A 26,853-nucleotide genomic window follows, 5' to 3' on the forward strand; every position below is an offset into this window, starting at 1 on the left:
TTATTTGATCAATACACTTTTGTATTTGTCAATGTTCTTGATTGCTAGGCCAGTACCTCTTACAACTGCTCTTAACGGATCTTCTGCAATGTATACAGGAAGGTCTGTTTTTTGAGAAATACGTTTGTCTAAACCTCTAAGCATAGAACCTCCACCTGCTAAATAAATACCAGTATTATAGATATCAGCAGCTAGTTCTGGTGGAGTTTGAGATAATGTTTCCATTACAGCATCCTCTACACGTTGGATAGATTTGTCTAAAGCTTTAGCGATCTCTCTGTAAGATACAGTTACTTGTTTTGGTTTACTAGTTAATAGGTCACGCCCTTGAACTAGCATATCTTCTGGAGGAGTTTCTAAATCTTCAGTAGCTGCTCCGATTTGAATTTTGATTTTTTCTGCAGTACTTTCTCCAACGAATAAGTTGTGTTGTGTACGCATATAATAGATGATATCGTTAGTGAATACATCACCTGCAATTTTAACAGATTTATCACATACAATACCTCCTAAGGCAATAACAGCAATCTCAGTAGTACCACCTCCGATATCTACAATCATATTACCTTTTGGTTGCATAATATCTACTCCAATACCAATTGCAGCAGACATAGGTTCATGTATAAGGTAAACCTCTTTACCATTCACACGCTCACAAGATTCTTTTACAGCACGCATTTCTACCTCTGTTATTCCAGAAGGAATACATACAATCATACGTAATGCTGGCGTAAACATTTTTTTTCTTAATGCAGGAATGCTCTTGATAAAGAGGCTTATCATTTTTTCTGAAGCATCGAAATCAGCAATAACTCCGTCTTTTAATGGGCGAATTGTTTTGATATTACCATGCGTTTTTCCCTGCATCAAGCTTGCTTCTTTTCCGACAGCAATAATTTTACCCGTGGTCCTATCTCGGGCAACAATAGAAGGGTTGTCTACCACAACTTTTCCTCCATGGATGATTAGGGTATTCGCTGTTCCAAGGTCTATAGCGATATCCTCAGTCATAAAATCAAAAAATCCCATATAATTAAAAGGCTTTTATAGTTAATATTTTAATGCTTTACAAAAGTAGTAAATTAATGTTTAAAATGACGAATTCCTGTACAAACCATAGCGATATTATTTTCGTCACAATAATTGATACTTAAATCGTCTTTTATAGACCCTCCAGGTTGGATTACAGCTGTAATTCCAGCGTTGTGAGCTATTTCTACACAGTCAGGGAAAGGGAAGAATGCATCACTAGCCATAACAGCACCTTTTAGTTCTATATTAAATGAATTAGCTTTTTCGATTGCTTGACGTAAAGCATCTACACGAGAGGTTTGTCCTGTACCAGAAGAGCACAGTTGACCATCTTTTACTAATACAATTGTATTTGACTTGGTGTGTTTACAGATTTTAGAAGCAAATAACAAATCTTCTATTTCCTTGTCTGAAGGAGATAATTTTGTAACGTTTGTTAATAGCTCTTTATTGTCTGTAATATTGTCTTTATCTTGAACTAAAATTCCGTTTAAGCAAGTACGTACTTGTTTCTTAGGAAGTTCAGTTTCTTTTATTACTAAAATAATTCTGTTTTTCTTTTCTTTTAAAATCTCAATAGCAGCTTCGTCGTATGCAGGAGCGATTACAACCTCGCAGAATAATTTGTTGATTTCTTCAGCAGTTGCTACATCAATAGTGTTATTTGCAATTAAAACTCCACCAAATGCAGAAGTAGGATCACCAGCTAGAGCATCTAAGTACGCTGCTTTCATTGTACCTCTTTGTGCTACACCACATGCATTATTGTGTTTTAATATAGCGAATGTAGGAGCTTCACCTTTAAACTCATTCATTAAGTTTACAGCTGCATCTACATCTAGTAGGTTGTTGTAAGATAGTTCTTTTCCATTTAACTTGTCAAAAAGGGCATCAAAGTTTCCGAAGAAGTGACCTTTTTGGTGAGGATTCTCTCCATATCTAAGTTCATTTCCATTCGCTTGGCTAATTTTAAGGACTGTTTCGTCTGTATTGAAATAGTTAAAAATAGCTCCGTCATAATGAGAAGAAACATGGAAAGCTTTTGTAGCTAATAATCTTCTGTTTTCTAAAGTAGTCGCCCCATTATTCTCTTGAATCATCTGTAAGAATAGTTCGTATTCGTTTACAGAAGGTACGATTACTGTATCTTTAAAGTTTTTAGCAGCAGCTCTGATTAAAGAAATACCTCCAATGTCTATTTTTTCAATAATATCAGCTTCAGGTGCTCCAGATGCTACAGTGTTTTCGAATGGATATAAATCCACAATTACTAAATCAATTTGTGGGATTTCATATTCTTTCATTTGAGCAATATCTCCTTCGTGATCTTGTCTATTAAGAATCCCTCCGAAGATCTTAGGATGTAATGTTTTTACTCTTCCTCCTAAGATAGAAGGGTAAGAAGTAACGTCTTCTACAGGTACTACAGGTATGTTTAACTCTTTGATAAATGTTTCTGTACCACCAGTAGAATAGATAGTTACATTGTGCTTGTGTAACTCTTTTACGATTGGCTCTAATCCATTTTTATCAAAAACAGAAATTAGGGCTGATTGAATTTTTTTAGTTGTGCTCATGTTGTGTTTTTTGTCAATGCGCAAAAGTAACTATTGTCTAGGTATTAATAAAGTTTAATGAAGAAGTTTTTTAACTTTCTTTTTATTTTATTTCTAATATTGATTAATTTAGAAAAATATCTCTCTGTTTTTTGTGTTGTTGACAAGATTAAGGGAGTTATGTTATATCTATAAAGAAAAGCGATTAGCCTTATGAGAGTGTATTTAAGACTTTTATCCACGAGTTTTAGTTTTGCAATTAATGCGTTACGTATTAATAAGCTTCGTACTGCACTTTCTTTTCTTGGTGTTACTATTGGGATTTTTTCGATTATAGCTGTTTTAGCAGCAGTAGATTCGATGGATAGGAATATTAAAAGTGAATTGAGTGGTTTTGATCGAAATATGATTTATGTTTTCGATCGTTCTTTTGGGCCAACCGAAGTTCCTAAATGGAAGTATGAGCAGTATCCAAAGATGAAGTATGACGAATACGATTATCTTAAACGAAATCTAGCCAATGTAGAGTATGCATCGTTTAATTATTTTACTAAGTCTGAACAGATGAAGTTTGGTGCGAACTATGCAGAAGTTATTATGAGACCATGTTCTTCTGATATGCAGTTTTTGGATAATGTGAAAGTGGTTAACGGGCGTTTTTTTAATGAATCAGAGGCAACAAATGGTGTTCCTGTGGTAGTGATAGGGCATGAAGTAGCTAATACATTATTTGAGGATTTTGATCCAGTAGGACAGTATGTTCGACTCTATGGTAAGCGTTTTACAGTTATTGGTGTTATTGAAAAGCAAGGATCTATAAGCGTTGGAGGGAGTCAAGATGAGAGTGTTTATATGCCAGTGAATATTATGAGACAAATGTTTGGAGATAATAGTTTAGTTTCTACTACCGTAGTGATTCTTAAACCTAGTAAAGATGTAGATATTAAACAGTTTGAAGATGAAATAGCAGCGAAATTAAGATTGTATAGGGGATTGAAAGAAGGAGAGGATGATAATTTCTTTATCAATGTATTTGGAGGGATGTTAGATATGATTGAGAAAATTATCGGACAGATGAATGTAGTGGGATGGATTATTAGTGGCTTTTCTTTATTGGTAGGAGGTTTCGGTATTGCTAATATTATGTTTGTATCAGTGAAAGAGCGTACTCATCTTATTGGTATTCAAAAAGCGATTGGAGCAAAGAGACATTTTATCTTATTTCAGTTTTTGTTTGAAGCAATTATATTATCACTTATTGGTGGGCTAGTGGGGATCGTTATGGTATGGGGGATAGGTCTACTAGTTACTAGTTTATTAGATTTTACTTTTGTATTGAGTCTTTCTAATATTTTCGTAGGACTGATTTTATCAGGTTTTATAGGAGTGTTGTCTGGGTACTTACCTGCTAGATCAGCTGCAAAGTTAGATCCTGTAGAAGCTATTAGAATGGGAGGATAGAAATAAGTAGAAATAAAAAAGGATACTAATTGCAAAAAATAGTATCCTTTTTTTATGTTCTAACCTTAAGAGATTATCTCATAGGTCTATTTAAGATCAAATCTAAGTATTGATTTACATTCTTTTTCAGGTCTCTTCTGTGTGTAATAAAATCAAGGAATCCGTGTTCTAATAAAAATTCAGAAGTTTGGAAGCCTTCAGGTAAGTCTTTACCTGTTGTATCTTTTACAATACGTGGGCCTGCGAAACCAATTAATGCACCTGGTTCAGCTATATTGATATCACCTAACATAGCGAAAGAAGCTGATATACCACCTGTTGTAGGGTCTGTACATAATGAAATGTATGGAATTTTAGCATCGCTTAGCATTGCTAATTTAGCAGATGTTTTTGCCATTTGCATTAATGAAAAACCTGCTTCCATCATACGAGCTCCTCCTGATTTTGAAATCATTAAGAACGGTATCTTATTTTTTAATGAGTAGTCTATACCACGTGCGATTTTTTCTCCTACTACAGATCCCATAGAACCTCCAATAAAAGCAAAGTCCATTGCAGCAACTACTAATTTTTCTCCTTTTGATTGACCAACAGCGACTTTAACAGCATCTTTTAATTGTGTTTTAGTCATTGCTTCTTTTAAACGATCTACATACTTTTTAGTATCTTCAAATTTCAAAATATCTTTTGAAGAAAGGCTTTTGGCTATTTCTTTGTAGTCGTTGTTGTCAAAAAGAATTTCAAAATATTCTTTACTACCAATACGAACGTGATATCCATCTTCTGGACTCACCCATAAATTTTGTTCTAACTGATCTTGATCAATTATCTTTCCAGTCGGAGATTTATACCATAATCCTTTTGGAATATCTTTTTTGTCTTCTGTTGGCGTCTGAATACCTTTTTCTTTCCTTTTAAACCAAGCCATAAAATGTTTCTTTTGTTTATACTAATTTGAAAGCAAGGGGGGAATTATAACGTATTTACGTTATTTAAATCTTCAAAAGCTTGTTCTAAGCGAGCGATTAAAGTCAATTCTCCTTGTCTAACCCACGCTCTTGGATCATAATATTTCTTGTTTGGAATATCTGAACCGTCAGGGTTACCTATTTGAGTTTTTAAATAGTCTATTTTTGAAGACATATAGTCTCTGATTCCCTCTGTGTAAGCAAATTGTGTATCTGTATCGATATTCATCTTGATTACACCGTAACTAATAGCTTCTCTAATTTCTTCTAAAGAAGAACCTGATCCACCATGGAATACGAAATCAACAGGATTGTGTCCTAAGTTGTGTTTCTTCGCTACGTATTCTTGAGAGTTTTTAAGAATGATAGGAGTCAGTTTTACATTACCTGGCTTGTATACACCGTGTACGTTTCCGAAAGAAGCAGCGATTGTAAATCTAGGGCTTACTTTAGATAATTCTTCATAAGCGTAATCTACTTCATCAGGTTGCGTATATAATCTAGATGAATCTACATCCGTATTATCTACTCCATCTTCTTCTCCTCCTGTGATTCCTAATTCTATTTCTAATGTCATACCTAGTTTGTCCATGCGCTCTAAGTATTGTTTAGAAATCTCAATATTTTCTTTAATAGGCTCCTCTGATAAGTCAATCATGTGTGAACTAAATAGAGGTTTACCATATTGTTTCATATGTTCTTCACCAGCATCTAATAAGCCATCTATCCAAGGTAATAGTTTTTTTGCACAGTGGTCTGTATGTAGAATAACAGCTACTCCATAAGCTTCTGCTAATGCATGTACATGTTTTGCTCCTGCAATAGCTCCTATGATAGCTGATTTTTGATTCTCATTAGACAACCCTTTACCTGCCATAAAAGATGCTCCTCCATTTGAAAACTGAATAATCACTGGAGAATTTAATTTAGCAGCAGTTTCTAATACTGCATTGATAGTACTTGAACTAGTTACATTTACTGCTGGTAGTGCAAAACCTTTTTCTTTTGCATATCTAAAAATCTCTTGAACTTGGTCGCCAAAAGCAACTCCTGGTTTAATATTATGAGCCATAGTTGTGTGTTTAAATTTTGTACAAAAATACTAATTATTATTTGAATTAGAATGGATAATTAATTCCAACGTTTAAGACTGATTCTTTTAAGCTAAACTCCTTGAACCATTTTTGTCCTTTATCTTGTGCAGGATTATATGTTTTGAATCCCATATCTAATCTGAATACAAAGAAACTAAAATCATATCTCAATCCTAATCCCGATGCTACTGCCATATCTTTTAATGAAGAAATGCCGTTAAAGGTATAGGTATTATCTTTAATATCATCAAATACGTTCCAAATATTTGAGGCATCTACGAAAAGTGCTCCATACCATTTCCCTCCTATGTTAAAACGATACTCAGTACTGAAGAACAATTTCATATTCGCTTCGTTAAAGTCATTGATACCTCCACTTTGCCCAGGACCTAATCGGTAAGATTGCCATCCTCTATTGTCATTTGATCCTCCTGAATAATAACTCCTTGTGAATGGAATGGAATTGGAGTTGCCATAAGGTACTGCTAGACCAGCGAAAGCACGCATTGCAACAACACGTTTTTTGCCTAGATCAAAGTATTTAACGAAGTCTACCTCTGTTTTTACATATTGAGAAAACTCTACATCCATTATTGTTTTTTTCCCTGTTGGTCCTATTTTAGAACTTGTATTTTGCATTAATAAGTTCATAAGACCACCTGCAGACTCTACTTTAGCTTTTAGCGTATAGAAGCTGTTATCTAATAGATTAGTTCTAGTCGTATTCGTAAAAGTGATATTACTCGCTATAATTAAGTTGTTTTCAGATAGGCGTATACGTCTTTCTTCTATACTTCTTATCTCTTGATGATCTTGAGCAGAGATACCTAGAGGATTATTTGTATCTAGAGCATCTTTTATAAATAGATTACTTCCTCCTTCAGCTATCGTTAGATTTCCATTCTGATCATAATAGTCTGGATTGATAGTAGTATAGTTTTTAGACAGGTCATTTAATCTAGTATAAGATGATTTATAAACACTGAAGTAATTACTAGGGTTGGTGTTTCTAATGTATTGTATATTAGCTAAATCCACACTAAAGCTATTCCTTCTTGATGGTAGCCACGTATAGTTTATAATAGCTGTTAAACTGTTTTTGTCTAGCCCAATATTTTTCTGTTTAGTATGCCCAAAGCTCATAGAAGTTGTTGGTAACATACTTTTAGGAATTAATCTATCCGTATTTATTGGAAATAATAGTCGTGGAAAAGTTAGTTTAACATCTCCACCATATTCTGTTACATTGAAGAACACATCATTAGGGTTGCTCATTTGGCGAGAAGAACCTAATGATCCTTTTAAGTTGATTTCTAATATCTCAGCTCCTCTAAAAACATTTCTGAACAGTAACCCCATACTACCACCAATACCGAAATCTTGAATATTCGAGTGAGTAACATCAAATGATGGGTTGAAAGTCATCTTTTTACGAGATGTTAGGTAGATATTACTGATTAATGATTGTCCAGTAGTATCTCTTTTATCTTCTACATATTCTATAACAGGATAGTTAAAAGTACGTAAATTACTGATAGAGCGAGAGGTTAATACTCTTCTGAAGTCACTAAAAGTACTTCCTTTTGTTATAAATATAGCATCTGTAAGTGCCTTTGGCTTATACTGAAGTTTTGTAGAACTATAAATATTAAAGTTGTTATAGTGAACACTATCTAAGACGTATTCTTTGTTTTTAGAACTATTATCTGTGAAGATATTTACGTCGCTAATCGTATATATTTTAAACGGAACTTCTTTTAATGAATCCCCTGACTTTACTGTTCTAGGATCAATGATTAATTCTATATTCGCTCTGTTTTTTTTATTGATAATAGTATCTACTTCATAGCGAATATTTAATTCTTGAAAATGATACGCACCATTATCTCTAAAGTCTGTAGCTAATCTTTTTCGTTCTTCTTCGAAGTTTTTAACATCAAATACAGTATTGCTCTTGATTTTTGATTTTGATAGAGACTTAAGGTATAGATCTTCTAAAGCTTTCGTACTGATATTAGCGTTAATACTATCTATTACATACGGTTCTCCTGTAGTAATGCTATATGTGTTTTTTACTTTTTTTACTCCAGTGGTATCTAACTGAGTTGTAATTTTTGTATCAAAAAAACCTTTGTTGAAATAGTAGTTTTTTAGACGAATCTTAGATTTGTTTGTTCTCAGGCTATCGTATAAAGCAGGTGCTTCTCCTGTTTTTAATAGGAAGTTATTAATCCCAGATATAATAAAAGACTCTCCTAATCGGTCAACTTGTTTCTTAGAAAGAACACTCTCCATTACCTTTTCTTTACCAGGGTTTTCTTTTAACCATATTTGATATAGTGAATCAGCATTTGGCTTTGCCAGATTGTACAGATATAGTCTTAACCTCATATTAGTCATGGGAAAAGTGCTGTTCGGGTGTTGGTATAGCTGCGCCATAACCTCTTCTTTAGATATTTTTTTACCATTTTCGAGAATGGTATTATCCATTAATAGAGCACGGTCGTTTGGAACCTGCTCCGTGATAGAGCATGCAAAAAAACTTATGCTCATTAATAGAAATAGTAGTATTTTTGGTAAAAATCTGCTCAAAGTAGTATAGTCAATTTTCAGTCAAAAATACAGTTTTTTATGGTTACGAAAAACCAAATCAAATTAATTAAGAGTTTACATCAGAAAAAATATAGAAAAGAACACCAACTTTTTATTGCAGAAGGAGTTAAGGTGGTTGGAGAATTAGTGAAGTCTTCGTTGGTTTTAGAGCACATATATTGTACAGAAGAACTGAAGTTTAATGTTCCTCAGTCGAAGGTTTCTATTGTCAGTAAAGAAGATTTAAAAAAGATGTCTGCGCTGAGTACGACTTCTAATTGTTTGGCTGTATTTCATTGCACGGAACAAGAGTCTGTAGATTATAGTGATCTTATCGTTGCTTTAGATGATATTAGAGATCCAGGTAATCTAGGGACTATTATACGATTATGCGATTGGTTTGGGATCAAGCATATTATTTGTACCAGTGAGACAGTAGATGTCTATAATCCTAAAGTGGTACAGGCTACAATGGGGTCAATTGCTCGTGTTAATCTTGTATATGGAGAGTTACCAGAATTAATTAGAGCAGGAGGGGAGCTTCCTATTTATGGTACTTTTATGGATGGAGATAATATCTATCAGAAAACAGTGGCGAATAAAGGAATTATCATCATGGGAAATGAAGCTAATGGTATTTCGAATGTTATTGAAAATTTAGTAACAGAAAGAGTAGCGATTCCTCGTTATGGAAATTTACAACAGACAGAAAGTTTAAATGTTGCCATGGCAGCCTCTATTGTACTAAGCGAATTTAGAAGACATAATTTTTAAGCATATAAAAAAAGGGAACTTAAGTAAGTTCCCTTTTTTTATATCTGTTTTTAATGAAAGGTAAAGTTGACAAATATCCCTCTAGATTTCATTGATTCTATATTTCCAGTCCATGGACTTTGCGCATTTTTATCTCTGATTAATTCATCATTAATTCCAAATACCCCTCTAATAGAAGGAGAAAATTTAAAATATTCAAAATAAAAGTCGATACCTACCCCTATTTCGTAGTTAGCTGTAAGCTTCTCTACTCGCCAGACTCCCTCATAGTTATCGCTATCTACTTTATTATTACTTCCTAAGTTTAAGTCCAAAGAAAAACCTCCTAAGACATAAGGACGTATATTTCCAGTTCTCAGAGCAGAGAATTTTAATAATAAAGGGAAGTGTAGGTATGTAGCACTAGTTGACTTGACCGAAGAACTGTTTAATTCATATTCAGAAGGTTCTGGATTATTGTGCTGTGTAGCATAATAATCATAGATAAGCGCTCTAGGGAAAGACAATTCTCTTTTTGCATATGTTAGTCCTGGCTCAAAGCGCAAGTCTAAATGCTCCATGATACGCAAGTTCCCAACAAGTCCTACATTAAATCCCATAGAAGACTTTACTTGTATTTCAGTATAGTCATTTGGGTATTTTTCTTTTAATGCTTGTAGCTTGTGATAATAGTCTGCATTATAATCAAACTTGTAATTGTATGAATTGACTCCTAAGTAATAGCCCCAATGGACACGCTGTTTGTCCCAATCTCTTTTGTTAAGCATCGGGTTTCTACCAAATATCCATTGCCCATAAGACTGTGAGCTAACGAATAGGATTAAAAAAAATACAATTAGTCTTTTCATATTATTTTGAAGATGAATATATCGTAGCAATTCCCATCGTTTGTGGAAGATGCTTTACATCTTTAAACCCAACTTTTCTTAAAATATTGTTTAAAGCTTCTCCAAAAGGGAAGTTTTTTGCAGAGTCAGATAAATATTTATAAGCTTTTTGGTCTTTAGAGAACAATTTACCCATGAACGGCATTACATTCTGCGTATAGAAGAAATATCCTTGTTTAAATGGGAATTTAGTAGGAACAGAAGTTTCTAGAATAACGAATATTCCTCCAGGTTTTAATACGCGAAGTATTTCTGACAATCCTTTTTCTAAGTCTTCGAAGTTTCTAATACCAAAACCTACTGTGATAGCATCAAAAGTATTGTCTGCAAATGGCAAGTTTTCTGAGTCTCCTTGTACCATTTCGATTCTATTATCTAAGTTTAACGCTTTGATTTTTTGTTTACCTACTTCTAGCATTCCAGCGGATAAATCTAGTCCAGTGATTTTAGTAGCTTCTGTTTTAGATAGCAGAATAGCTAAATCACCAGTACCAGTAGCAATGTCTAATATTGTAGTTGGTTTTTGTTCAGATACTAACTTTAATACCTTACGTCTCCATCCTTGATCAGTACCAAGAGAAATCATTCTATTTAAGTTATCATAATTGCCAGAAATAGTATCAAACATTTGTTCGACTTGTTGTTTCTTGCCTAATTCAGATCCTTCGTATGGAGTAATATTTTTTGACATTGTATTTTATTTTTGACAAATATAATTATTAAAAGCCAAATGAGAAGTTTCGTTTTGTGTCAAAATGAAGAATAAATGCTTTTTAAATAAGGAAGTAGATAAAGACAATGATCTATTGTCTAAAACAAAGAATAGGGGATCTGAAAAAAAAAGAAAACCTGAACACATGCTCAGGTTTATCTGTATGAGGTTAGATATACATGTGGTAGTATTCACCACCTGCAAACTCTAGTTGATTTCCTTGTTTAAATCCTAGTCGAGAATAAAGCTTCATTGCACTAGGGTTTTCTAAATCTACAATTAGTCCTACTTGTTTATGACCTTGTGACTTAGCATAGTCTACAGCATGTTTCAGTAAGTGGCTACCTACTCCTTTACCTTGTACTTTAGGAGATACAGCTACAGTGTCTAAGTAATATTCTCCACCAGTGGTTTCTGGTTCAGGTATCATGTCATTATTATACTGTTGCTTCATTAGGTCTAGTACAGGCTCTCTTAACGTGATAAAGTCATCTCCGTTATATCCAGTTATAGAACCTACGATATCACCCTCTTCATCTATCGCTACGAAAGTGTTTTCATAACTATATAAGTTCCCCGGTTTACGGAACATAATAGTTAGAAAGTTAATGGCTTCTTCGATGTCTTCTTTTTGGATAAATGTGAAGACAATATCTTCCATTGCTTGTAGCATTAATTCTGGAACTACGTCGTAATCTTCTCTTTTTGCAGGTCTAATTGTATAATGCATTTTTCTTAATTTGAATTAGTACAAAGGTAAGAAAGTTTAAGAGAACTCGTGATTATTACTGATGTGCTCTTCGTTCATTTATTTTATCCCATTCCTCAGAAGCATTCTCTATACCTATTTTACTAGGTTCGAACACAGGATCTTTTCCTTCTTTGCGTTGTGCTACATAATCTTTTAAAGCCTTTAATGCTGGTTTTCTTAGGATAAAGATAGCGATGATATTAATCCATGCCATAGCTCCTACACCGATATCACCGATTCCCCATGCTATACTTGGTTCACTAGTAGAGGCAAAGAATACAATGCTTAATATGATGATACGCATGATCCATCTTAGGATAATGTTTTTCTTTTTACTTAAGTATTCGAAGTTTGATTCAGCGATGAACACATAAGACATAGCTGTAGTGATAGCAAAGAAAGTTAGTGCTATAGCAATGAATTGAGAAGCGAATACAGGAAAGTGTGTTGCCACTGCTTTTACCGTATAAGCAGCTCCAGCTTCTACACCGGGCATATTTTCTACTATATAAGTCCCTGATTCATCTATCACGTTATACGAATTTGTAAATAAGATCATTAAGGCTGTTGCTGTACATACGAATAAGGTATCTACATAAACAGAGAAAGCTTGTACTAATCCTTGTTTTACAGGATGAGATGTCTCAGAGGCAGCTGAAGCGTGTGGTGCTGTACCTTGCCCAGCCTCATTAGAATATATACCTCTTTTTACACCCCATGCGATTGCAGCACCGAAGACTCCACTAAAAGCAGACTCTAAGTTAAAGGCAGATTTAAATATTAAAGCAAAGATGTGTGGTACCTCTTGTATGTTTAACCCTATAATAATGGCAGCCATGATAATATATGCACTAGCCATAAAAGGTACAATGATCTGAGCAATTAATCCCATTTTCTTCGCTCCACCAAATACTGCAAATCCTAAGAATAAACAAATAGCAATACCACTAACCCATGTAGGGATAGAGAAAGCTGAATGCATACTTACGGCGATACTATTACTTTGGATACTCGGTAAGAATAGACCACAACTGATTAAAGTTACGATAGAGAAGAATAGGGCAAATGCTTTACTCTTCATTCCTTTTTCGATGTAGAAGGCTGGACCTCCTACGTATTGACCATTTTTATCTACTTTGTAAATTTGTGCTAATGTAGATTCTATAAAAGCAGATGCACTTCCTAAGAAGGCAATAGCCCACATCCAGAAGATAGCTCCAGGACCTCCGGCAGCGATAGCGGTAGCTACTCCTACGATATTACCTACTCCTACACGTCCAGCGATAGCCATACTAAAGGCTTGAAATGGGCTTACCCCTTTATCGGAAGAACCTTCTGTAAAAAGTAATTTCACCATATGGCGAAAGTATCTGATCTGTATAAATCCTGTTGTAATCGTAAAATAAAGTCCTACTAATAGACAGAGTGCAATAAAAATGTTAGACCAAATTAAGTCATTTAGTAATTTAATAATTTCTTCCATTGTGTTGTTTGTGCTTTTTGTTGTGTGTGTTTGTAGTACATCTCTTTGTTATTAAGTAGAGATATGCTTGTTTTATATTTGTGGAAATTAAGAAAATTTTAAGTATTGAAAGGTGTTAAAATTATCTTTTTTTAAATTTAAAATCATTCTTTCTAAATCTTACTTTATTTATGAAGCTATTTCGGTGAAGTATTGTGTTTTTGTTTGTAAAAAATATCGATAACTAATGAAGACATTTTTTAACTTTGGATAGACAAATAACCAGACTAAACCTTATAAATAAACTCTATGTCACACACAGATTACATTCGACGTTCAGAAGGATTGCCTTTAGAAGAGATATTATTAGCTCGTATCCCTATTGTCTTAGAGGTAATGGATAAAGTAACCTTACAACATAAATGGGATTATGCTTATGCAGAAGGGAAGTGGACGGTAAAGGAACTGATACAGCATCTGATAGACTGTGAACGTATATTTAGTTATCGTGCCTTGCATATCGCACGTCAGGACACAAGTGTCTTAAGTGGATTTGATGAGAATCTGTATGTAGATAATTCAAAAGGGGAATGTAAAGAACCTCAAGATTTAAGAGAAGAATATATCACACTGATGAAGAGTGTGTATTATCAGTTTAAAGGTTTTACAACAGAAGCTTTAGCTTTAAAAAACCAAATGGCTCATTATGTACTCTCTGTAGAAGAGATTGGTAGGCTTAACTATGGTCATACTTTACACCATATAGATATCTTATTAGAAAGATATTTAGATAAAAAATAATTAAGTAGTAGATATAAAAGAAGAGAGCCACTCATTTGAGTGGCTCTCTTACTATATTTTATTAGTAACGGATGCTGAATAAACCTTCAGCTTTGTTTTCTAATTTTTCAAAACGCTCAGTACATTCTTTGATTAGTTGAACAGCAGCTGCTTTATCTCCAAAACCATCAGTTGTAACTGTTTTGTTTTCTAAGTCTTTGTATACTTTGAAGAAGTGTTCTACTTCTTTTTTGAAGTGCTCGTTTACATCTTGAATATCGTTTAGTTTATTCATGATTGGATCAGATACAGGTACACATAAGATTTTTTCATCTTGTCCTTTATCATCAGCCATATAGAAAACACCTACAGGTTTTACCTCTACTACCATTCCTGGAAGAGATGGCTCAGTGAACATTACAAGTACGTCTAGAGGATCTCCATCTAAAGCTAATGTTTCTGGAATGAATCCGTAATCAGCTGGATATCTCATGTTAGAATATAAAAGACGGTCAAAACGCAATCTTTTTAAATCAAAATCATACTCATATTTGTTTCTGCTGCCTGCTGGAATCTCAACAAATGCATCAAAAGTTTCGAATGTATTCATATTTTTTTATTTAAATCTTATTTCTAAAAATCGTGTGCAAAAGTACTCTAATTACTTGTTTATAACAAGTTTTAGATTAATTATTAGAAATAAATTCCGAAAGATCCTCTAATAGCAAACTTTCTAGCGTCAGGCATATCTAGGTAATTTCCTCTCCAACTTAAATCAAGTCTAAAGATTTTAAATATATTACCTACACCTATATAATATTCATAATACACATCACTAGGTGCCTTGTATTGTAGTCCTGATGCATTTAAATCTATGTTCTCTTGTGAAACCTTTCCGTATATTCCTCTAACTCCTACGATCTCACGTAAATTGAAATCTCTTAACCATGGAATACGTGAGAATAAACGACCTCCAAAATTGTGCTCTAAATGCAATGATGCATATTGATCAGTAACAAATTCGTAGTAGTTTAAGTTCGCAAACGTATTTTCGATATTAAACCACGACTGGTTACCAGGTACAACACTTAATAACCCTAGAGGTACTTCTCCGAATGTCTTCCCTGCTTCGAATGTAGGTGTCAATGTACCAAAGCCTCCTAACAATAAAGGTTTTCTAGCATAGAATTGAACTTTTTTATACTCGAAGTCACTATCTATTACACCTTTGAACCCTTGTGTATACTTTAAGAACATACGTAGGTATTTTTTATCTACATCTGTTCTATCTACACCGTATCCTATTGTTTTTCGTTTAGGTGTATATTCGGCAGTTAGGTTAAACTCAGACTGTTTTGTTTCGTTAGCGATGATATTATTCTCTTTATCCTCGTAGTAGTCTAGGTTAAATAAGTCTGATGCCGCTCTTAGTGTTCTATAATTAAACGAAGTACTAAACTTTAAGTTCTTGACAGGTTCTATTTCTAAACCTACTGTAGAAAGATTAATTTTAGTCAATTTCGTATTATCTCCACTCGCAAATAAAGAGTTCGAAGCAAAACTTCTTCCCAATACATCATTTGTCTCTGTAAGACTTACACCTATTTGCTCTATATCTCTACGGTTTCCTCCGAATAAGATTAATCTACTATCGTTGTGCAATAGTACTTTAGCACTTACGCCATATTTAAACTGATTATCTTTAAATCCGTATGCACCATATCCTTCTAATCTCCATCTGTCATTCGGACCAAAGTAAGTTCTTCCACCAGCACGCAAACGCAACCCTTCAATATCGTTATATCCAAAAGTAGAAAAGATAGGTCCGTAGTCAAATTTATACTTATCGATATTGTAGTAGTTACTCGCTATAGTAGATGATAGATCAAATAGGAACTTAAACTTAGGTACTGTTTTTAATGTATCTAGCATTTTATAGATTCCTAGTTCGTCTTTACTTAATGATTCAAAGCGATAACTTTTCCAGAAGTCTTCATCTCTTTTATAGATTCCTTCATCATATACATTCACATTCTTTTGATAGAATTCATCAGGATGCTCTATATCAAATTTGTGATGTTTATAGATAGAAGTACGCTTACCATAGACCCCTTTAGACTTCTCTCTTTTAGAAAGGGCAAAGTCAGACATGAAGTGATCTTTAGTCAATAGGAATACAGAATCATTTAGAACATCGAATTCTTGCTCTATATAAATCTCTTTAACCCAGTTAATATTTGCATCTCTACTCGCTTCCATATTAATTTTCTTGATTGCGAATGTAGAGTCGTTCACCCAGAAGTCTCCTTTGAATGTTAGTTCTCCTTTACGTCTAGGGTAGTATACGATATTAAAACACCATTTATCATCTATATAAGCACTATCTGCTAGTACATAGTTATACACATTAATACCTGTACGAGATAGTGGACTGACGAAGTCTTTATCGAATATCTTGATATAATTGTTGTAGATATTATACTCAGCGTATAGGTCTTTAACGAATTCGATAATATGTTGATTCGTATCAAAACCTGAGTTTTTGTTTCCTAAGGTTTTTTCGATTTTCTTACCGTTTCTATTATCACCATATACCTGACCTATATTTTCATTGATAAAAATAGGTAGGTATGTCTTCCCTGTAATGCGGTTGGTGTCTACTTGTTCGAAGATGAACTCCATACCTCTGAATAGTTTTTTCTTCTGGTATGCGCTATCTATACTGTTTAAGTCAAACTCTACTTTTTCGTATTTATCATACTCGTATTGAGAGAACATATATAAACCATTCTTGCGTTTACGCTCCCATATTTTACGTAGAATATCTAAGGCAGGGTTATTCTTCTTAGAAGTTTTACCAGCATAGATTTTAACTTCATCTAAGGTGTTGTCATCTTGTAGAACGACTTTTAGATCTAGATTTGTTTTTCCCTCTAACGGAATTTCAAGTGTTTTATAACCCACGAAAGATACCACTAGGGTAGTATAGGTCTTGGTAGACTCTAAGTAGAACTTACCAGATTCATTAGCAATTACCCCATCAGTAGAGTTTTTAAAGTAAACGCTAGCAAATGGCACCTCTAAGTTGTTTTCGTCAATTATTTTCCCACTTACTTTGGTTTGTCCCCAACTAAATGCTGAAACGAGTAGAAATAATAATAGAAACTTAACTTTATTTTTCATAGTAAAGTAGTATTCATAAAAAAAGACTCCATCTTAGCATAAGATGGAGTCTATCAAATATACGTTATTTTTTTTACTTGTAAAGTACTTTTTTTACAGCTTTCACTACATCGTTAGCGTTAGGTAGCCACTCTTGTAGTAATACTGGAGAATATGGTGCTGGTGTATCAGCAGTCGTGATTCTTTGGATAGGAGCGTCTAAATGATCGAATGCTTGCTCTTGTACCATATAAGTAATTTCAGAAGAAATACTTCCAAATGGCCAAGCCTCCTCTAGAATTACTAGACGATTTGTTTTCTTTACAGATTTAAGAATAGCCTCTTGATCTAATGGACGTACAGTACGCAAGTCAATAATTTCACAAGAGATACCTTCTTGAGCTAGTTCATCAGCAGCTTTATAAGCTTCTTTGATGATTTTACCAAAAGAAACGATAGTTACATCAGTACCTTCTCTCTTAATATCAGCTACTCCTAATGGGATAGTGTATTCTCCTTCTGGCACTTCACCTTTATCACCATACATTTGCTCAGATTCCATGAAGATAACAGGGTCATTATCACGGATAGCCGCTTTTAATAATCCTTTACAGTCATATACGTTAGATGGTACTACTACTTTTAATCCAGGTACATTAGCATACCAGTTTTCAAAAGCTTGTGAGTGAGTTGCACCTAATTGTCCTGCAGATGCAGTAGGTCCACGGAATACGATAGGAATATTAAATTGACCACCAGACATCTGACGCATCTTAGCAGCATTGTTTATAATTTGGTCGATTCCTACTAAAGAGAAGTTGAAAGTCATAAACTCAACGATAGGACGGTTACCATTCATTGCAGATCCAACTGCAATACCAGCAAATCCTAACTCTGCAATCGGAGCATCGATAACACGTTTTGGACCGAATTCGTCCAACATACCTTTAGAAGCTTTATAAGCACCGTTATATTCAGCTACTTCTTCACCTATTAAATATATTGATTCGTCGCGACGCATTTCTTCGCTCATCGCTTCACACACGGCCTCTCTAAATTGAATCGTTCTCATAATTTTCTATTTTGTGTAATTAATTTACGAAAGCAAAAATAGGAAAAAATATCTTTATCTTGAGTATCTGTTTTATTGTTTTATAGGTTTTAATCTTATGCGTCCTCTTTTATTATATTTTTTATAACCTACTTTATTTCTGATTTACAATTCTTTAATATTATACGCCTTTAGTTGAAGGTGTTGTAGTATTTTAGCTTTTATAGTTTATCGTTGTATCGTTGAGATTTCTTAACTCATGGTGTTACGCCATCTCTATGTGCCCAATCAAAAGAAACCCTCCTATAGAGATAGAAGGGTGAAGTGTTATTGCTGTGATTGTAACCAATCTTCATATTTAAGTCTGGTGATTACTTCGATACGGTCGTCTTTAAAGTATTTGTCGTATCTGTTTTTTGATTTATAAGCGAATGTAAATCCACACTTAGATTGTGCACGTAGTGATTTTGTGTTTTCTTCGTAGAATCCACACCAGAGGTCTACCATCTTAAGGTCTACGAATGCGTGTTTGATTAATCGCTCAAGTGCCTCTGGGATATAGCCTTTGCCCCAGTGTGGTACACCTATCCAGTAGGCTACTTCTGCTTCGTTTTCAGAAATGTCAAAGTTGCTGTTTTTTCCGATTAATAAACCAATACATCCTATCGCTTCATTAGTGTCTTTTAGAGCTACGGCGTATATCTCTGGGTGTGCAAATTCGTTGTTGATTACTGCTTTACTTTCTTCTACACTTTTATGGGCTGGCCAACCTGCTGCTGGACCTACTTGTTCGTCTTTTGCGTATAAGTATAAACTCTCTGCATCTGACTCTTCCCAAGGGCGCAAAATCAATCTTTCTGTTTCTAGTCTCATCTTCTTTTCATTTTTGTACTCTTGTTGAAAGTACTTGTTATTATTCTGATGCAAAAGTAGGGGTGTGCTTAGAATCTGGCTGTATGATTATTTTAGATAAAAATGTAATTTTAGAAATTATTTTTGTTTATTTGTATGGTGCTTTGATTTTATTCTGTATTTATGAAAAGTGTTTTGATAGATTTAAAGGAGCGTATCACTCTTAGTTTTGGGGTGGATTATGGCATTTGTACGAAAGAGAATCAGTTTGATTATCCTGTAGCTACCCCTTATTTATCGTTCTTTTTTGTAGAAGCTGGAAGGGCACTCATCAGTGTTGATTTTAAAGAGTATATACTGAGTAAGGGTAACTTTATTATCGTAGGAGAAGATAATATAGTCACCTTCAGAGAGATGTCAGAGGACTATAGGATGCATTGTTTTTTGATTCAGCGCGATTTCGCTAGTGAGATTGCTTATGTATTACCAAACGAATTGTTTAGTTACCTACATTATTTCCCAGTGCAATATTTTAGTGAAGAGAATATTAGGATTTATAATCACTGGCATTCTGTATCTCTTTATATGATAGAGCACACTTCTATACACACTAAGCGAATGCTGTGTAACCAATTTCAGATTTTGTTTTTAAATTTATCAGAACAGGTTAACTATGATGAGTTAATTATAGAGAAGCACTACAGTAGACAAGAGGAGCTATGCTGGAAGTTCTGGGATCTGATCACTCATCATGCTAAGCAGCATAGAGATGTCGCGTTCTATGCAGATACTTTATGTATTACACCTTATTATTTATCACAGATCACTCAGCAGTTCTTGAACTATAGCCCTAAAGAGCTTATTAATCGTCAAGTGGTATTAGAGATTAAAGATTACCTTCGCAATACGGATTTAAACATTAGCCAAATAGCTGAGCAGTTAAACTTTCAAGACCCTTCTTATATGGGGCGTTTCTTTAAGCGCGAGACAGGGGTAAATCCTCTGCAGTTTAGAAGATAGCTTTACTATTTTTTTGTTGGTGAAATATTAGTATCTGTGATTAAATAATCAGTAGCTATCCTAGCTATGTACTATATATAGTTGTTCGAATTTCTCTACACTTTTTTTGTTCTTGTCCTTTTTTGGGACTAATAATGATGCTAGAAGCTGTCTTTTTACATTGTTTTTTAGCCTAAATAGAGCTTTAATCCTTCTTTAAACGTTGTTTTAAGAAAAAAGTAGGTCTGCTTTTTTATTTTTATTTTATGATTTTTAAGGGTTAAGTGGTTGATTTTTAAGGTGCTGTTGTGTGTTGTCCTTTTTTTGTAGTTGGGTATTGAATAGCTTTCAAGCCAGTATATATAAGGCTTTGTGCTATCTTCTTCAACAGTTCGTCAAGACTTCTCCATGATTGCTCTAGTTAAGACGTTGTTTGTTGAAGAAGTCTTGAAGAAGTGTTGTAGCGGTGTTGAAGAAGTAGAGAGAACTAGTAAATTACTTAAAAAGAAAAGAGTTTTGCTTAGATAGCTATTATAAGGAAGGTGATATTAGTACTAAAGACATAGATTAAAATCTGAATTTGTCTGTGACGATAACGTAATTCTGTTCGGGGACTAAGAGTATAAGTGAGAGGATTAAAAGATTATTTAACCAAATTCGTGTTAATTCTTTTATTAAAAAAGTTGTTATTAAAAGAGAAATAATAGGATAAGGACAGGAGTACCCTTACCATAAATAGGAAAGAAAAAGTTTGTATTTCAATATAATTAAGGGGTGTGGAGCATTATAAAAGGGTAGAGGTAAAAGTTTGTTAATTAGAATCTATTTAAATAAGACTGATAATTTTATATGCACGCATAGTAAAATATCAAAAATAAATTCTTATTTTCGTTCGGTAAGTAAATGTGAAACACAAAAAACGATATAAAAATGAAAATATTAGTTTGCATCAGTCATGTGCCTGATACTACTTCAAAAATTAACTTCACGAATGGAGATACAACATTTGATACAAATGGAGTACAGTTTGTAATCAATCCTAATGACGAGTATTCTTTAACTAGAGCTATCTGGTTCAAAGAGAAACAAGGAGCTACAGTTACTGTAGTGAATGTAGGTGGACCTGATACTGAAGCTACGTTGCGTAAAGCATTAGCTATCGGAGCAGATGAGGCTATCCGTGTGAATGCTAATCCTACTGACGGAATGTTCGTAGCAAAACAATTAGCAGAAGTAGTAAAAAATGGAGGTTTTGACTTAGTATTAGCTGGTAAGGAATCTTTAGATTATAATGGTGGAATGGTACCAGGAATGCTAGCTGCATTCTTAGGATACGATTTCGTTAACTCATGTGAGGGGTTAGAAGTAGAAGGTACTTCTGTGAAAGCGATTCGTCAGATAGACGGTGGTAAAGAGACTATCTCTGGAAAATTGCCATTAGTAATCGGAGGACAAAAAGGTATCGTAGATGAAAAAGACTTGCGCATTCCTAATATGCGTGGTATTATGTCAGCTAGAACAAAGGCTTTAGCTGTAGTAGAACCAGTAGGAGCAGAAGAAACTACTAAAGATGTGAAATTCGAAAAACCAGCTCCAAAATCAGCTTGTAAAATGATTTCACCTGATAACTTAGATGAGTTAATCAACTTGTTACACAACGAGGCAAAAGTTATCTAATTTCATTTATTTGTAAACCTTTAAAAAAGAAGAATTATGTCAGTTTTAATATATGCTGAATCAGCAGAAGGAAAATTTAAAAAAGTAGCATTAGAGTTAGCTTCTTATGCTAAAAAAGTAGCAGAGTCATTAGGAACAACTGTGACAGCTGTAACGATCAATGCTTCAGACGTAAGCGAATTAGGAAAATACGGTGTAGATAAAGTATTAAAAGTATCTAACGATAAGTTAGCTAACTTTAATGCTAAAGCTTATGCAGATGTAATCAAACAAGCAGCTGCTAAAGAAGGAGCTAAAGTAGTAGTATTATCTTCTACAACAGACAGTTTATACGCTGCTCCTTATGTAGCAGTAGCTCTAAACGCTGGATATGCTTCTAACGTGGTAGCTTTGCCAGAGAGTACTTCTCCTTTCGTAGTGAAGAGAAACTCTTTCTCTACTAAAGCATTTACACATACAGAATTAACTACAGATGTAAAAGTATTAGCATTAGCTAAGAACTCTTACGGACTAGTAGAGGCTTCTGGAGCTGCTGCAGCTGAGGATTTTGCACCATCGTTAAACGATGCTGACTTCAGCCTAAAAGTAGAAGGAGTAGAAAAAGTATCTGGAAAAGTAACTATCGCTGATGCTGATGTAGTAGTATCAGGAGGACGTGGATTAAAAGGACCAGAGAACTGGAAGATGATCGAAGACTTAGCAGAAGTATTAGGTGGAGCATTAGCTTGTTCTAAGCCTGTATCTGACTTAGGGTGGAGATCGCATGAAGAGCACGTAGGACAAACAGGTAAGCCTGTAGCTGCGAACTTATATATCGCTGTAGGTATCTCTGGAGCTATCCAACATATCGCAGGGGTGAACTCTTCTAAAGTAAAAGTAGCTATTAATACAGATGCGGAAGCACCATTCTTTAAAGTAGCTGACTATGGTATCGTAGGAGATGCATTCCAAGTAGTACCTCAATTAGTAGAGAAATTAAAAGAGTTTAAGGCTAAGAATGCATAAGCATTTTATAAGCTTTTAAATATATAAGGCAACTAAGACGAAGAATATTTATATCTTTGTTTTAGTTGCTTTTTTTGTATAAAAAATAATTATGAGTTTAATAAAATTAACGGTAAGTGGGATCTCTTATAGTCATACACAGAATGGTGCATATGCACTTATACTAGAAGAAGAGGTAGGAAGTAGAAAATTACCTATCGTAATAGGAGCCTTTGAGGCTCAGTCTATTGCGATAGCGATAGAGGATGATATTAAACCACCTAGACCTCTGACTCATGATCTGTTTAAGACCTTAGCAGATCGATACAGTATCATAGTCAAAGAAGTTATTATTAACAGACTATTAGATGGAGTTTTTTATTCTAGCTTAGTTTGTGTAAGAGATGGTATAGAGGAGACGATAGATGCACGTACTTCAGATGCGATAGCATTAGCGATACGCTTTTATGCTCCTATTTATACTTATAAAGATATCTTAGATAGAGCTGGTATTATTCTTAATGCTGAGGAAGAACAAGAAGAAGAGGAGGTAGAAGAACAAAAGGTTCCTTATTCTGGAGAAGATATTGCTTCTCAAGTAGAGCAGTTTTTAGAAGAGGAGGCGAAGGCTAATGATTATTCTAGTTATACTAAATCTGATTTAGAAAAAATGCTAGATGATGCTCTTGTAAATGAAGATTACGAAAGAGCAGCCTTGCTAAGAGATGAATTAAATAAAAGATAATAAACCTATATAGACAACACAACAATGAAACAATACTTAGACTTAGTACAGCAAGTACTAGATAACGGAACACAAAAAGGAGATCGTACAGGGACAGGAACTAAGAGTATATTCGGTCATCAGATGCGATTTGATTTATCAGAAGGATTTCCTTTGGTTACAACTAAGAAAGTACATTTAAAGTCTATCGTATATGAGTTGTTGTGGTTCTTAAACGGAGATACGAATATTAAGTATCTTAGTGAGAATGGAGTGCGTATATGGGATGAGTGGGCTGATGAGAACGGTGATCTAGGACCTGTGTATGGATATCAATGGAGAAACTGGAATGGAGAAGGGATAGACCAGATAAAAGAGGTGATAGATACACTGAAGAACAACCCTAATAGTAGACGTATAATGGTGTCTGCATGGAATCCTAGTGTGATGCCTGATACTTCTGTTTCTTTTGCAGAGAATGTAGCTAATGGTAAGGCGGCATTACCTCCATGTCATTCATTCTTTCAGTTCTATGTAGCAGATGGTAAACTGTCATGTCAGTTATATCAGCGCAGTGCAGATGTATTCTTAGGGGTGCCTTTTAATATTGCTTCTTATGCTTTATTAACGATGATGGTCGCTCAGGTATGTGATCTAGAAGTAGGTGATTTTATCCATACATTCGGAGATGTACATATCTATAATAACCATATCGAACAGGTAACGTTACAGTTAAGTAGAGAACCAAAACCGTTGCCTCGTATGGTGATAAACAAAGAGGTGAAAGATATATTTAGTTTTAAATACGAAGATTTTACACTTGAGGGGTATGATCCTCATCCTGCTATAAAAGGACAGGTGTCTGTATAAACAGAATAATAAAAATATAGCTTATGAAAAGAGATGAATCTTACGAAATGTATGAATATGCACGCAAACGATTAAAACAAAGAAAGATGTTATTCTTTCACTTTGTAGTATTTGTTTTAGGAAGTATTGCCATGTTTTGTTTTAACGGCTTAGTTCAGGATCAGACTACAGTTACGATTTGGTGGCCGTATGCTATCGGGATATGGGCATTGTTAGTATTCTTACACGCTGTGAATGTATTAATCGTAGATCGTTTTATGGGTAAGCGATGGGAGGATAAGCAAGTAAGACGTTTAGTAGAGCTACAAGAACAACGAATCAAAGAATTAAGAGCAAAAGTAGAGAAGGATTTTCCATTAGTAGATACACAGAGAGATTTAGAGCAAATCCAACAACCAACTCCTACTAGCTCACCAGAATTAGATAAAAAATAAATATATGCTGACACTGATCGCTGCAGCTGCAGAGAATAATGCTTTAGGTAAAGACAATGATTTGTTATGGCATTTGCCAGATGACTTTAAACACTTTAAGGACTTAACGTCTCACCATTTTATTATAATGGGAAGAAAGACTTTTGAGTCATTTCCAAAACCTTTGCCTAACCGTACGCATATCATCATTACCCGTCAGGAGGACTATGATGCTCCTGCGGCATGTATCGTAGTGAATAGTTTAGAAAAGGCTTTAGATTTAGTAACAGAGCAAGAAGAAAGTTTTATTATAGGTGGAGGGGAAATCTATAATCTAGCACTTCCTTTTGCAGATAAGATAGAATTAACTCGTGTACATACAGTATTAGAGGCAGATGCTTTCTTTCCTGTTATAGATCCTAAAGAGTGGAAGTTAGTCAGAGAGGAGTTTCATGATAAAGATGCAAGACATCAGTATCCGTTTACCTTTTTGACATATATGAAAAGCTAAAAAAAGTAAGTTATGAAAAAGATATTTTCTTGTTTAATTGTTGCTCTAGTTGGATTTTTGGGATATGCTCAAGAACCTTCTAAAACAATAGATCAAAAAAAAGAAACTGTAGTGAAGGATGAGCCAATCGTCATTAAGGATACCTTACGACTAAAGTTTCAGAATAATGAAAATGTAGGTAAGGATCAGCAGTTCTTAGGTAAAGATATCTATGAAAGTACTTATCTAAAAGAAGGAGATGTTTTTAGAAAAAACACAAAATATAGTGGTACTTCTTATAAGAGTAAGAATTTTGACTCTCTTACCTTAATCGATATTACTAATCCTCTAGAGCTAATGCTTTTCTATAAAGAAAAGAAGGCTTTTGTATTAGTCAATAGAGAGTTAGCAGAACGCAATGTCATCGAACTAGGAGTTAAGTTTCCGACTATGGAGACTAGTTTTGCAGGGGTGAGTACGAAGCGTAATTATTGGTTAGTGAATGAGCGCAACAGATCAGTGAATTTATATAACAGCGTTACTTATGAGCTACACCGTGTATTTACTTTTCCAGAGGGAGTTAAGATTAAACAATATTTGACACTGCCTCATCTGTTCTTTTGGGTAGATGAAGAGAACGTATTACATGGAAATGACCTAGTCGGTAAAGAGATTGTTACGTATAATCTAGAATCGGAATACGATTTAATGCAAATATTAGAGGTAGATAAATTACTTTATTCTTATAAAGATAAATTATACTTTGTTGATTTAAAAGCGAATAAGACTTCTGTTCTAGATACAAAAGAAAAAAGCATTTCAGGCTTCTTTTATGGCAATCAAAAATTGAGTATTTTTGACGGACAGAAATTAAATAATTACTTTATAAAATTACCGTAATGCATATAGCTATTGCTGGAAATATAGGCGCAGGAAAGACTACGCTTACAAATTTATTAGCCAAACACTATGGGTGGGAACCTCATTATGAGGATGTAGTAGATAATCCTTATCTAGATGACTTCTACCACCAGATGGACAGATGGTCTTTTAACTTACAAGTGTATTTTTTAAATAGCCGTTTTCGTCAAGTTTTACAAATTAGACAAAGTGGTAAGACGATTATCCAGGATCGTACAATATATGAAGATGCACATATCTTCGCGCCGAACTTACACGCAATGGGCTTAATGTCTAATCGTGATTTTCAGAACTACTCTTCTTTATTCGAATTGATGCAAGAGTTGGTAGGGGCTCCAGATTTATTAATCTATTTAAGAAGCTCTGTACCTAATCTAGTAGGGCAAATCCAAAAGAGAGGAAGAGATTATGAAAACTCTATTTCTATCGAGTATTTAAACAAATTAAATGAACGATATGAAGAGTGGATTAAAGGGTATGACAAAGGGAAGTTACTAATTATCGATGTAGATAATTTGGATTTCGTAGAAAACCCAGAAGATTTAGGAAACGTAATTAATAAAATAGATGCTGAAATAAACGGTCTATTTTAGAGTTAATATAGAATAAAGGAAAGCCCTGATATCATTTGATTTCAGGGC

Annotated in this window: 25 protein-coding genes; 12 read left to right on the forward strand and 13 right to left on the reverse strand. The window is 34.2% G+C overall.

Annotated features, from left to right (window positions below; all coding sequences use genetic code 11):
* Entirely contained in the window at positions 1-1,029 is a 1,029-nt protein-coding gene (locus tag MODO_RS12155; RefSeq protein WP_059051044.1) for a rod shape-determining protein, read from the reverse strand.
* Positions 1,030-1,082: 53 nt separating this feature from the next.
* Positions 1,083-2,609, reverse strand: a complete 1,527-nt coding sequence (gene purH, locus MODO_RS12160; RefSeq protein WP_006257266.1) for a bifunctional phosphoribosylaminoimidazolecarboxamide formyltransferase/IMP cyclohydrolase — start codon at positions 2,607-2,609, stop codon at positions 1,083-1,085.
* A 192-nt stretch (positions 2,610-2,801) separates the two neighbouring features.
* Between purH and MODO_RS12165 the strand changes: the two genes are divergently transcribed.
* Entirely contained in the window at positions 2,802-4,049 is a 1,248-nt protein-coding gene (locus tag MODO_RS12165) for an ABC transporter permease (RefSeq protein WP_006257265.1), read from the forward strand.
* A gap of 73 nt (positions 4,050-4,122) precedes the next feature.
* On the opposite strand, the gene accD is transcribed toward MODO_RS12165, so the two are convergent.
* From accD to tamL, 3 genes are read right to left on the reverse strand one after another with little or no spacing between them, the layout of a single operon-like run.
* Positions 4,123-4,977 carry an acetyl-CoA carboxylase, carboxyltransferase subunit beta gene (gene accD / locus MODO_RS12170; RefSeq protein ID WP_006257264.1) on the reverse strand — a complete coding sequence of 285 codons (855 nt, stop codon included), beginning with the start codon at positions 4,975-4,977 and terminating at the stop codon, positions 4,123-4,125.
* A 44-nt stretch (positions 4,978-5,021) separates the two neighbouring features.
* A complete protein-coding gene (gene fbaA, locus MODO_RS12175; protein WP_006257263.1) occupies positions 5,022-6,089 on the reverse strand; it encodes a class II fructose-bisphosphate aldolase in 1,068 nt (355 codons plus the stop codon).
* A 46-nt stretch (positions 6,090-6,135) separates the two neighbouring features.
* Entirely contained in the window at positions 6,136-8,664 is a 2,529-nt protein-coding gene (gene tamL, locus MODO_RS12180) for a translocation and assembly module lipoprotein TamL (protein WP_006257262.1), read from the reverse strand.
* Between the two features lie 78 nt (positions 8,665-8,742).
* Here tamL and MODO_RS12185 point away from each other — a divergent pair, with 78 nt between their 5' ends.
* Positions 8,743-9,477, forward strand: a complete 735-nt coding sequence (locus MODO_RS12185; RefSeq protein ID WP_006257260.1) for a TrmH family RNA methyltransferase — start codon at positions 8,743-8,745, stop codon at positions 9,475-9,477.
* Positions 9,478-9,527: 50 nt separating this feature from the next.
* On the opposite strand, the gene porT is transcribed toward MODO_RS12185, so the two are convergent.
* The 4 genes from porT to MODO_RS12205 form a co-directional block, all read right to left on the reverse strand.
* Positions 9,528-10,325, reverse strand: a complete 798-nt coding sequence (porT, locus tag MODO_RS12190; RefSeq protein ID WP_006257259.1) for a type IX secretion/gliding motility protein PorT/SprT — start codon at positions 10,323-10,325, stop codon at positions 9,528-9,530.
* A gap of 1 nt (position 10,326) precedes the next feature.
* Positions 10,327-11,055, reverse strand: a complete 729-nt coding sequence (ubiE, locus tag MODO_RS12195; RefSeq protein WP_006257258.1) for a bifunctional demethylmenaquinone methyltransferase/2-methoxy-6-polyprenyl-1,4-benzoquinol methylase UbiE — start codon at positions 11,053-11,055, stop codon at positions 10,327-10,329.
* Between the two features lie 190 nt (positions 11,056-11,245).
* Positions 11,246-11,806 (reverse strand): GNAT family N-acetyltransferase, encoded by a 561-nt coding sequence (locus MODO_RS12200; RefSeq protein WP_006257257.1) that lies wholly within the window; start codon positions 11,804-11,806, stop codon positions 11,246-11,248.
* A gap of 55 nt (positions 11,807-11,861) precedes the next feature.
* Positions 11,862-13,310: an alanine/glycine:cation symporter family protein gene (locus tag MODO_RS12205; protein ID WP_006257256.1), complete on the reverse strand. Its 1,449-nt coding sequence runs from the start codon at positions 13,308-13,310 to the stop codon at positions 11,862-11,864.
* A gap of 288 nt (positions 13,311-13,598) precedes the next feature.
* Here MODO_RS12205 and MODO_RS12210 point away from each other — a divergent pair, with 288 nt between their 5' ends.
* Positions 13,599-14,090 carry a DinB family protein gene (locus MODO_RS12210; RefSeq protein ID WP_006257255.1) on the forward strand — a complete coding sequence of 164 codons (492 nt, stop codon included), beginning with the start codon at positions 13,599-13,601 and terminating at the stop codon, positions 14,088-14,090.
* Between the two features lie 61 nt (positions 14,091-14,151).
* On the opposite strand, the gene MODO_RS12215 is transcribed toward MODO_RS12210, so the two are convergent.
* The 4 genes from MODO_RS12215 to MODO_RS12230 all read right to left on the reverse strand — a co-directional run bounded on the left by MODO_RS12215 (position 14,152) and on the right by MODO_RS12230 (position 19,155).
* A complete protein-coding gene (locus tag MODO_RS12215; protein WP_006257253.1) occupies positions 14,152-14,679 on the reverse strand; it encodes an inorganic diphosphatase in 528 nt (175 codons plus the stop codon).
* An 83-nt stretch (positions 14,680-14,762) separates the two neighbouring features.
* Positions 14,763-17,252, reverse strand: coding sequence for a DUF5686 and carboxypeptidase-like regulatory domain-containing protein (locus MODO_RS12220; protein ID WP_006257251.1), 2,490 nt, complete (start codon positions 17,250-17,252; stop codon positions 14,763-14,765).
* A gap of 73 nt (positions 17,253-17,325) precedes the next feature.
* Entirely contained in the window at positions 17,326-18,303 is a 978-nt protein-coding gene (locus MODO_RS12225; protein ID WP_006257250.1) for a pyruvate dehydrogenase complex E1 component subunit beta, read from the reverse strand.
* Positions 18,304-18,609: 306 nt separating this feature from the next.
* On the reverse strand, positions 18,610-19,155 hold the full coding sequence (locus MODO_RS12230) for a GNAT family N-acetyltransferase (RefSeq protein ID WP_006257249.1): 546 nt from the start codon (positions 19,153-19,155) through the stop codon (positions 18,610-18,612).
* Between the two features lie 162 nt (positions 19,156-19,317).
* Here MODO_RS12230 and MODO_RS12235 point away from each other — a divergent pair, with 162 nt between their 5' ends.
* The 9 genes from MODO_RS12235 to MODO_RS12275 all read left to right on the forward strand — a co-directional run bounded on the left by MODO_RS12235 (position 19,318) and on the right by MODO_RS12275 (position 26,805).
* Positions 19,318-20,154 (forward strand): AraC family transcriptional regulator, encoded by an 837-nt coding sequence (locus MODO_RS12235; protein ID WP_006257248.1) that lies wholly within the window; start codon positions 19,318-19,320, stop codon positions 20,152-20,154.
* A gap of 909 nt (positions 20,155-21,063) precedes the next feature.
* Complete coding sequence (locus MODO_RS12240) at positions 21,064-21,810, forward strand: electron transfer flavoprotein subunit beta/FixA family protein (RefSeq protein ID WP_006257247.1); 747 nt, start codon at positions 21,064-21,066, stop codon at positions 21,808-21,810.
* Between the two features lie 36 nt (positions 21,811-21,846).
* Positions 21,847-22,815, forward strand: a complete 969-nt coding sequence (locus tag MODO_RS12245; protein WP_006257246.1) for an electron transfer flavoprotein subunit alpha/FixB family protein — start codon at positions 21,847-21,849, stop codon at positions 22,813-22,815.
* Between the two features lie 91 nt (positions 22,816-22,906).
* A complete protein-coding gene (locus tag MODO_RS12250; RefSeq protein WP_006257245.1) occupies positions 22,907-23,539 on the forward strand; it encodes a bifunctional nuclease family protein in 633 nt (210 codons plus the stop codon).
* A 24-nt stretch (positions 23,540-23,563) separates the two neighbouring features.
* The gene (locus MODO_RS12255; RefSeq protein ID WP_006257244.1) at positions 23,564-24,388 is read left to right on the forward strand and encodes a thymidylate synthase; all 825 of its coding nucleotides are present in this window, start codon (positions 23,564-23,566) and stop codon (positions 24,386-24,388) included.
* Positions 24,389-24,411: 23 nt separating this feature from the next.
* Entirely contained in the window at positions 24,412-24,822 is a 411-nt protein-coding gene (locus MODO_RS12260; RefSeq protein ID WP_006257243.1) for a 2TM domain-containing protein, read from the forward strand.
* Between the two features lie 4 nt (positions 24,823-24,826).
* Complete coding sequence (locus MODO_RS12265) at positions 24,827-25,312, forward strand: dihydrofolate reductase (RefSeq protein WP_006257242.1); 486 nt, start codon at positions 24,827-24,829, stop codon at positions 25,310-25,312.
* 12 nt (positions 25,313-25,324) lie between these two features.
* The gene (locus MODO_RS12270; RefSeq protein WP_006257241.1) at positions 25,325-26,191 is read left to right on the forward strand and encodes a hypothetical protein; all 867 of its coding nucleotides are present in this window, start codon (positions 25,325-25,327) and stop codon (positions 26,189-26,191) included.
* A complete protein-coding gene (locus MODO_RS12275) occupies positions 26,191-26,805 on the forward strand; it encodes a deoxynucleoside kinase (protein WP_006257240.1) in 615 nt (204 codons plus the stop codon). The genes MODO_RS12270 and MODO_RS12275 overlap by 1 nt, the downstream gene beginning before the upstream one ends.
* Positions 26,806-26,853: the final 48 nt, after the last annotated feature.

It is taken from the genome of Myroides odoratimimus (genome assembly GCF_001485415.1).
Classification (GTDB): domain Bacteria; phylum Bacteroidota; class Bacteroidia; order Flavobacteriales; family Flavobacteriaceae; genus Flavobacterium; species Flavobacterium odoratimimum.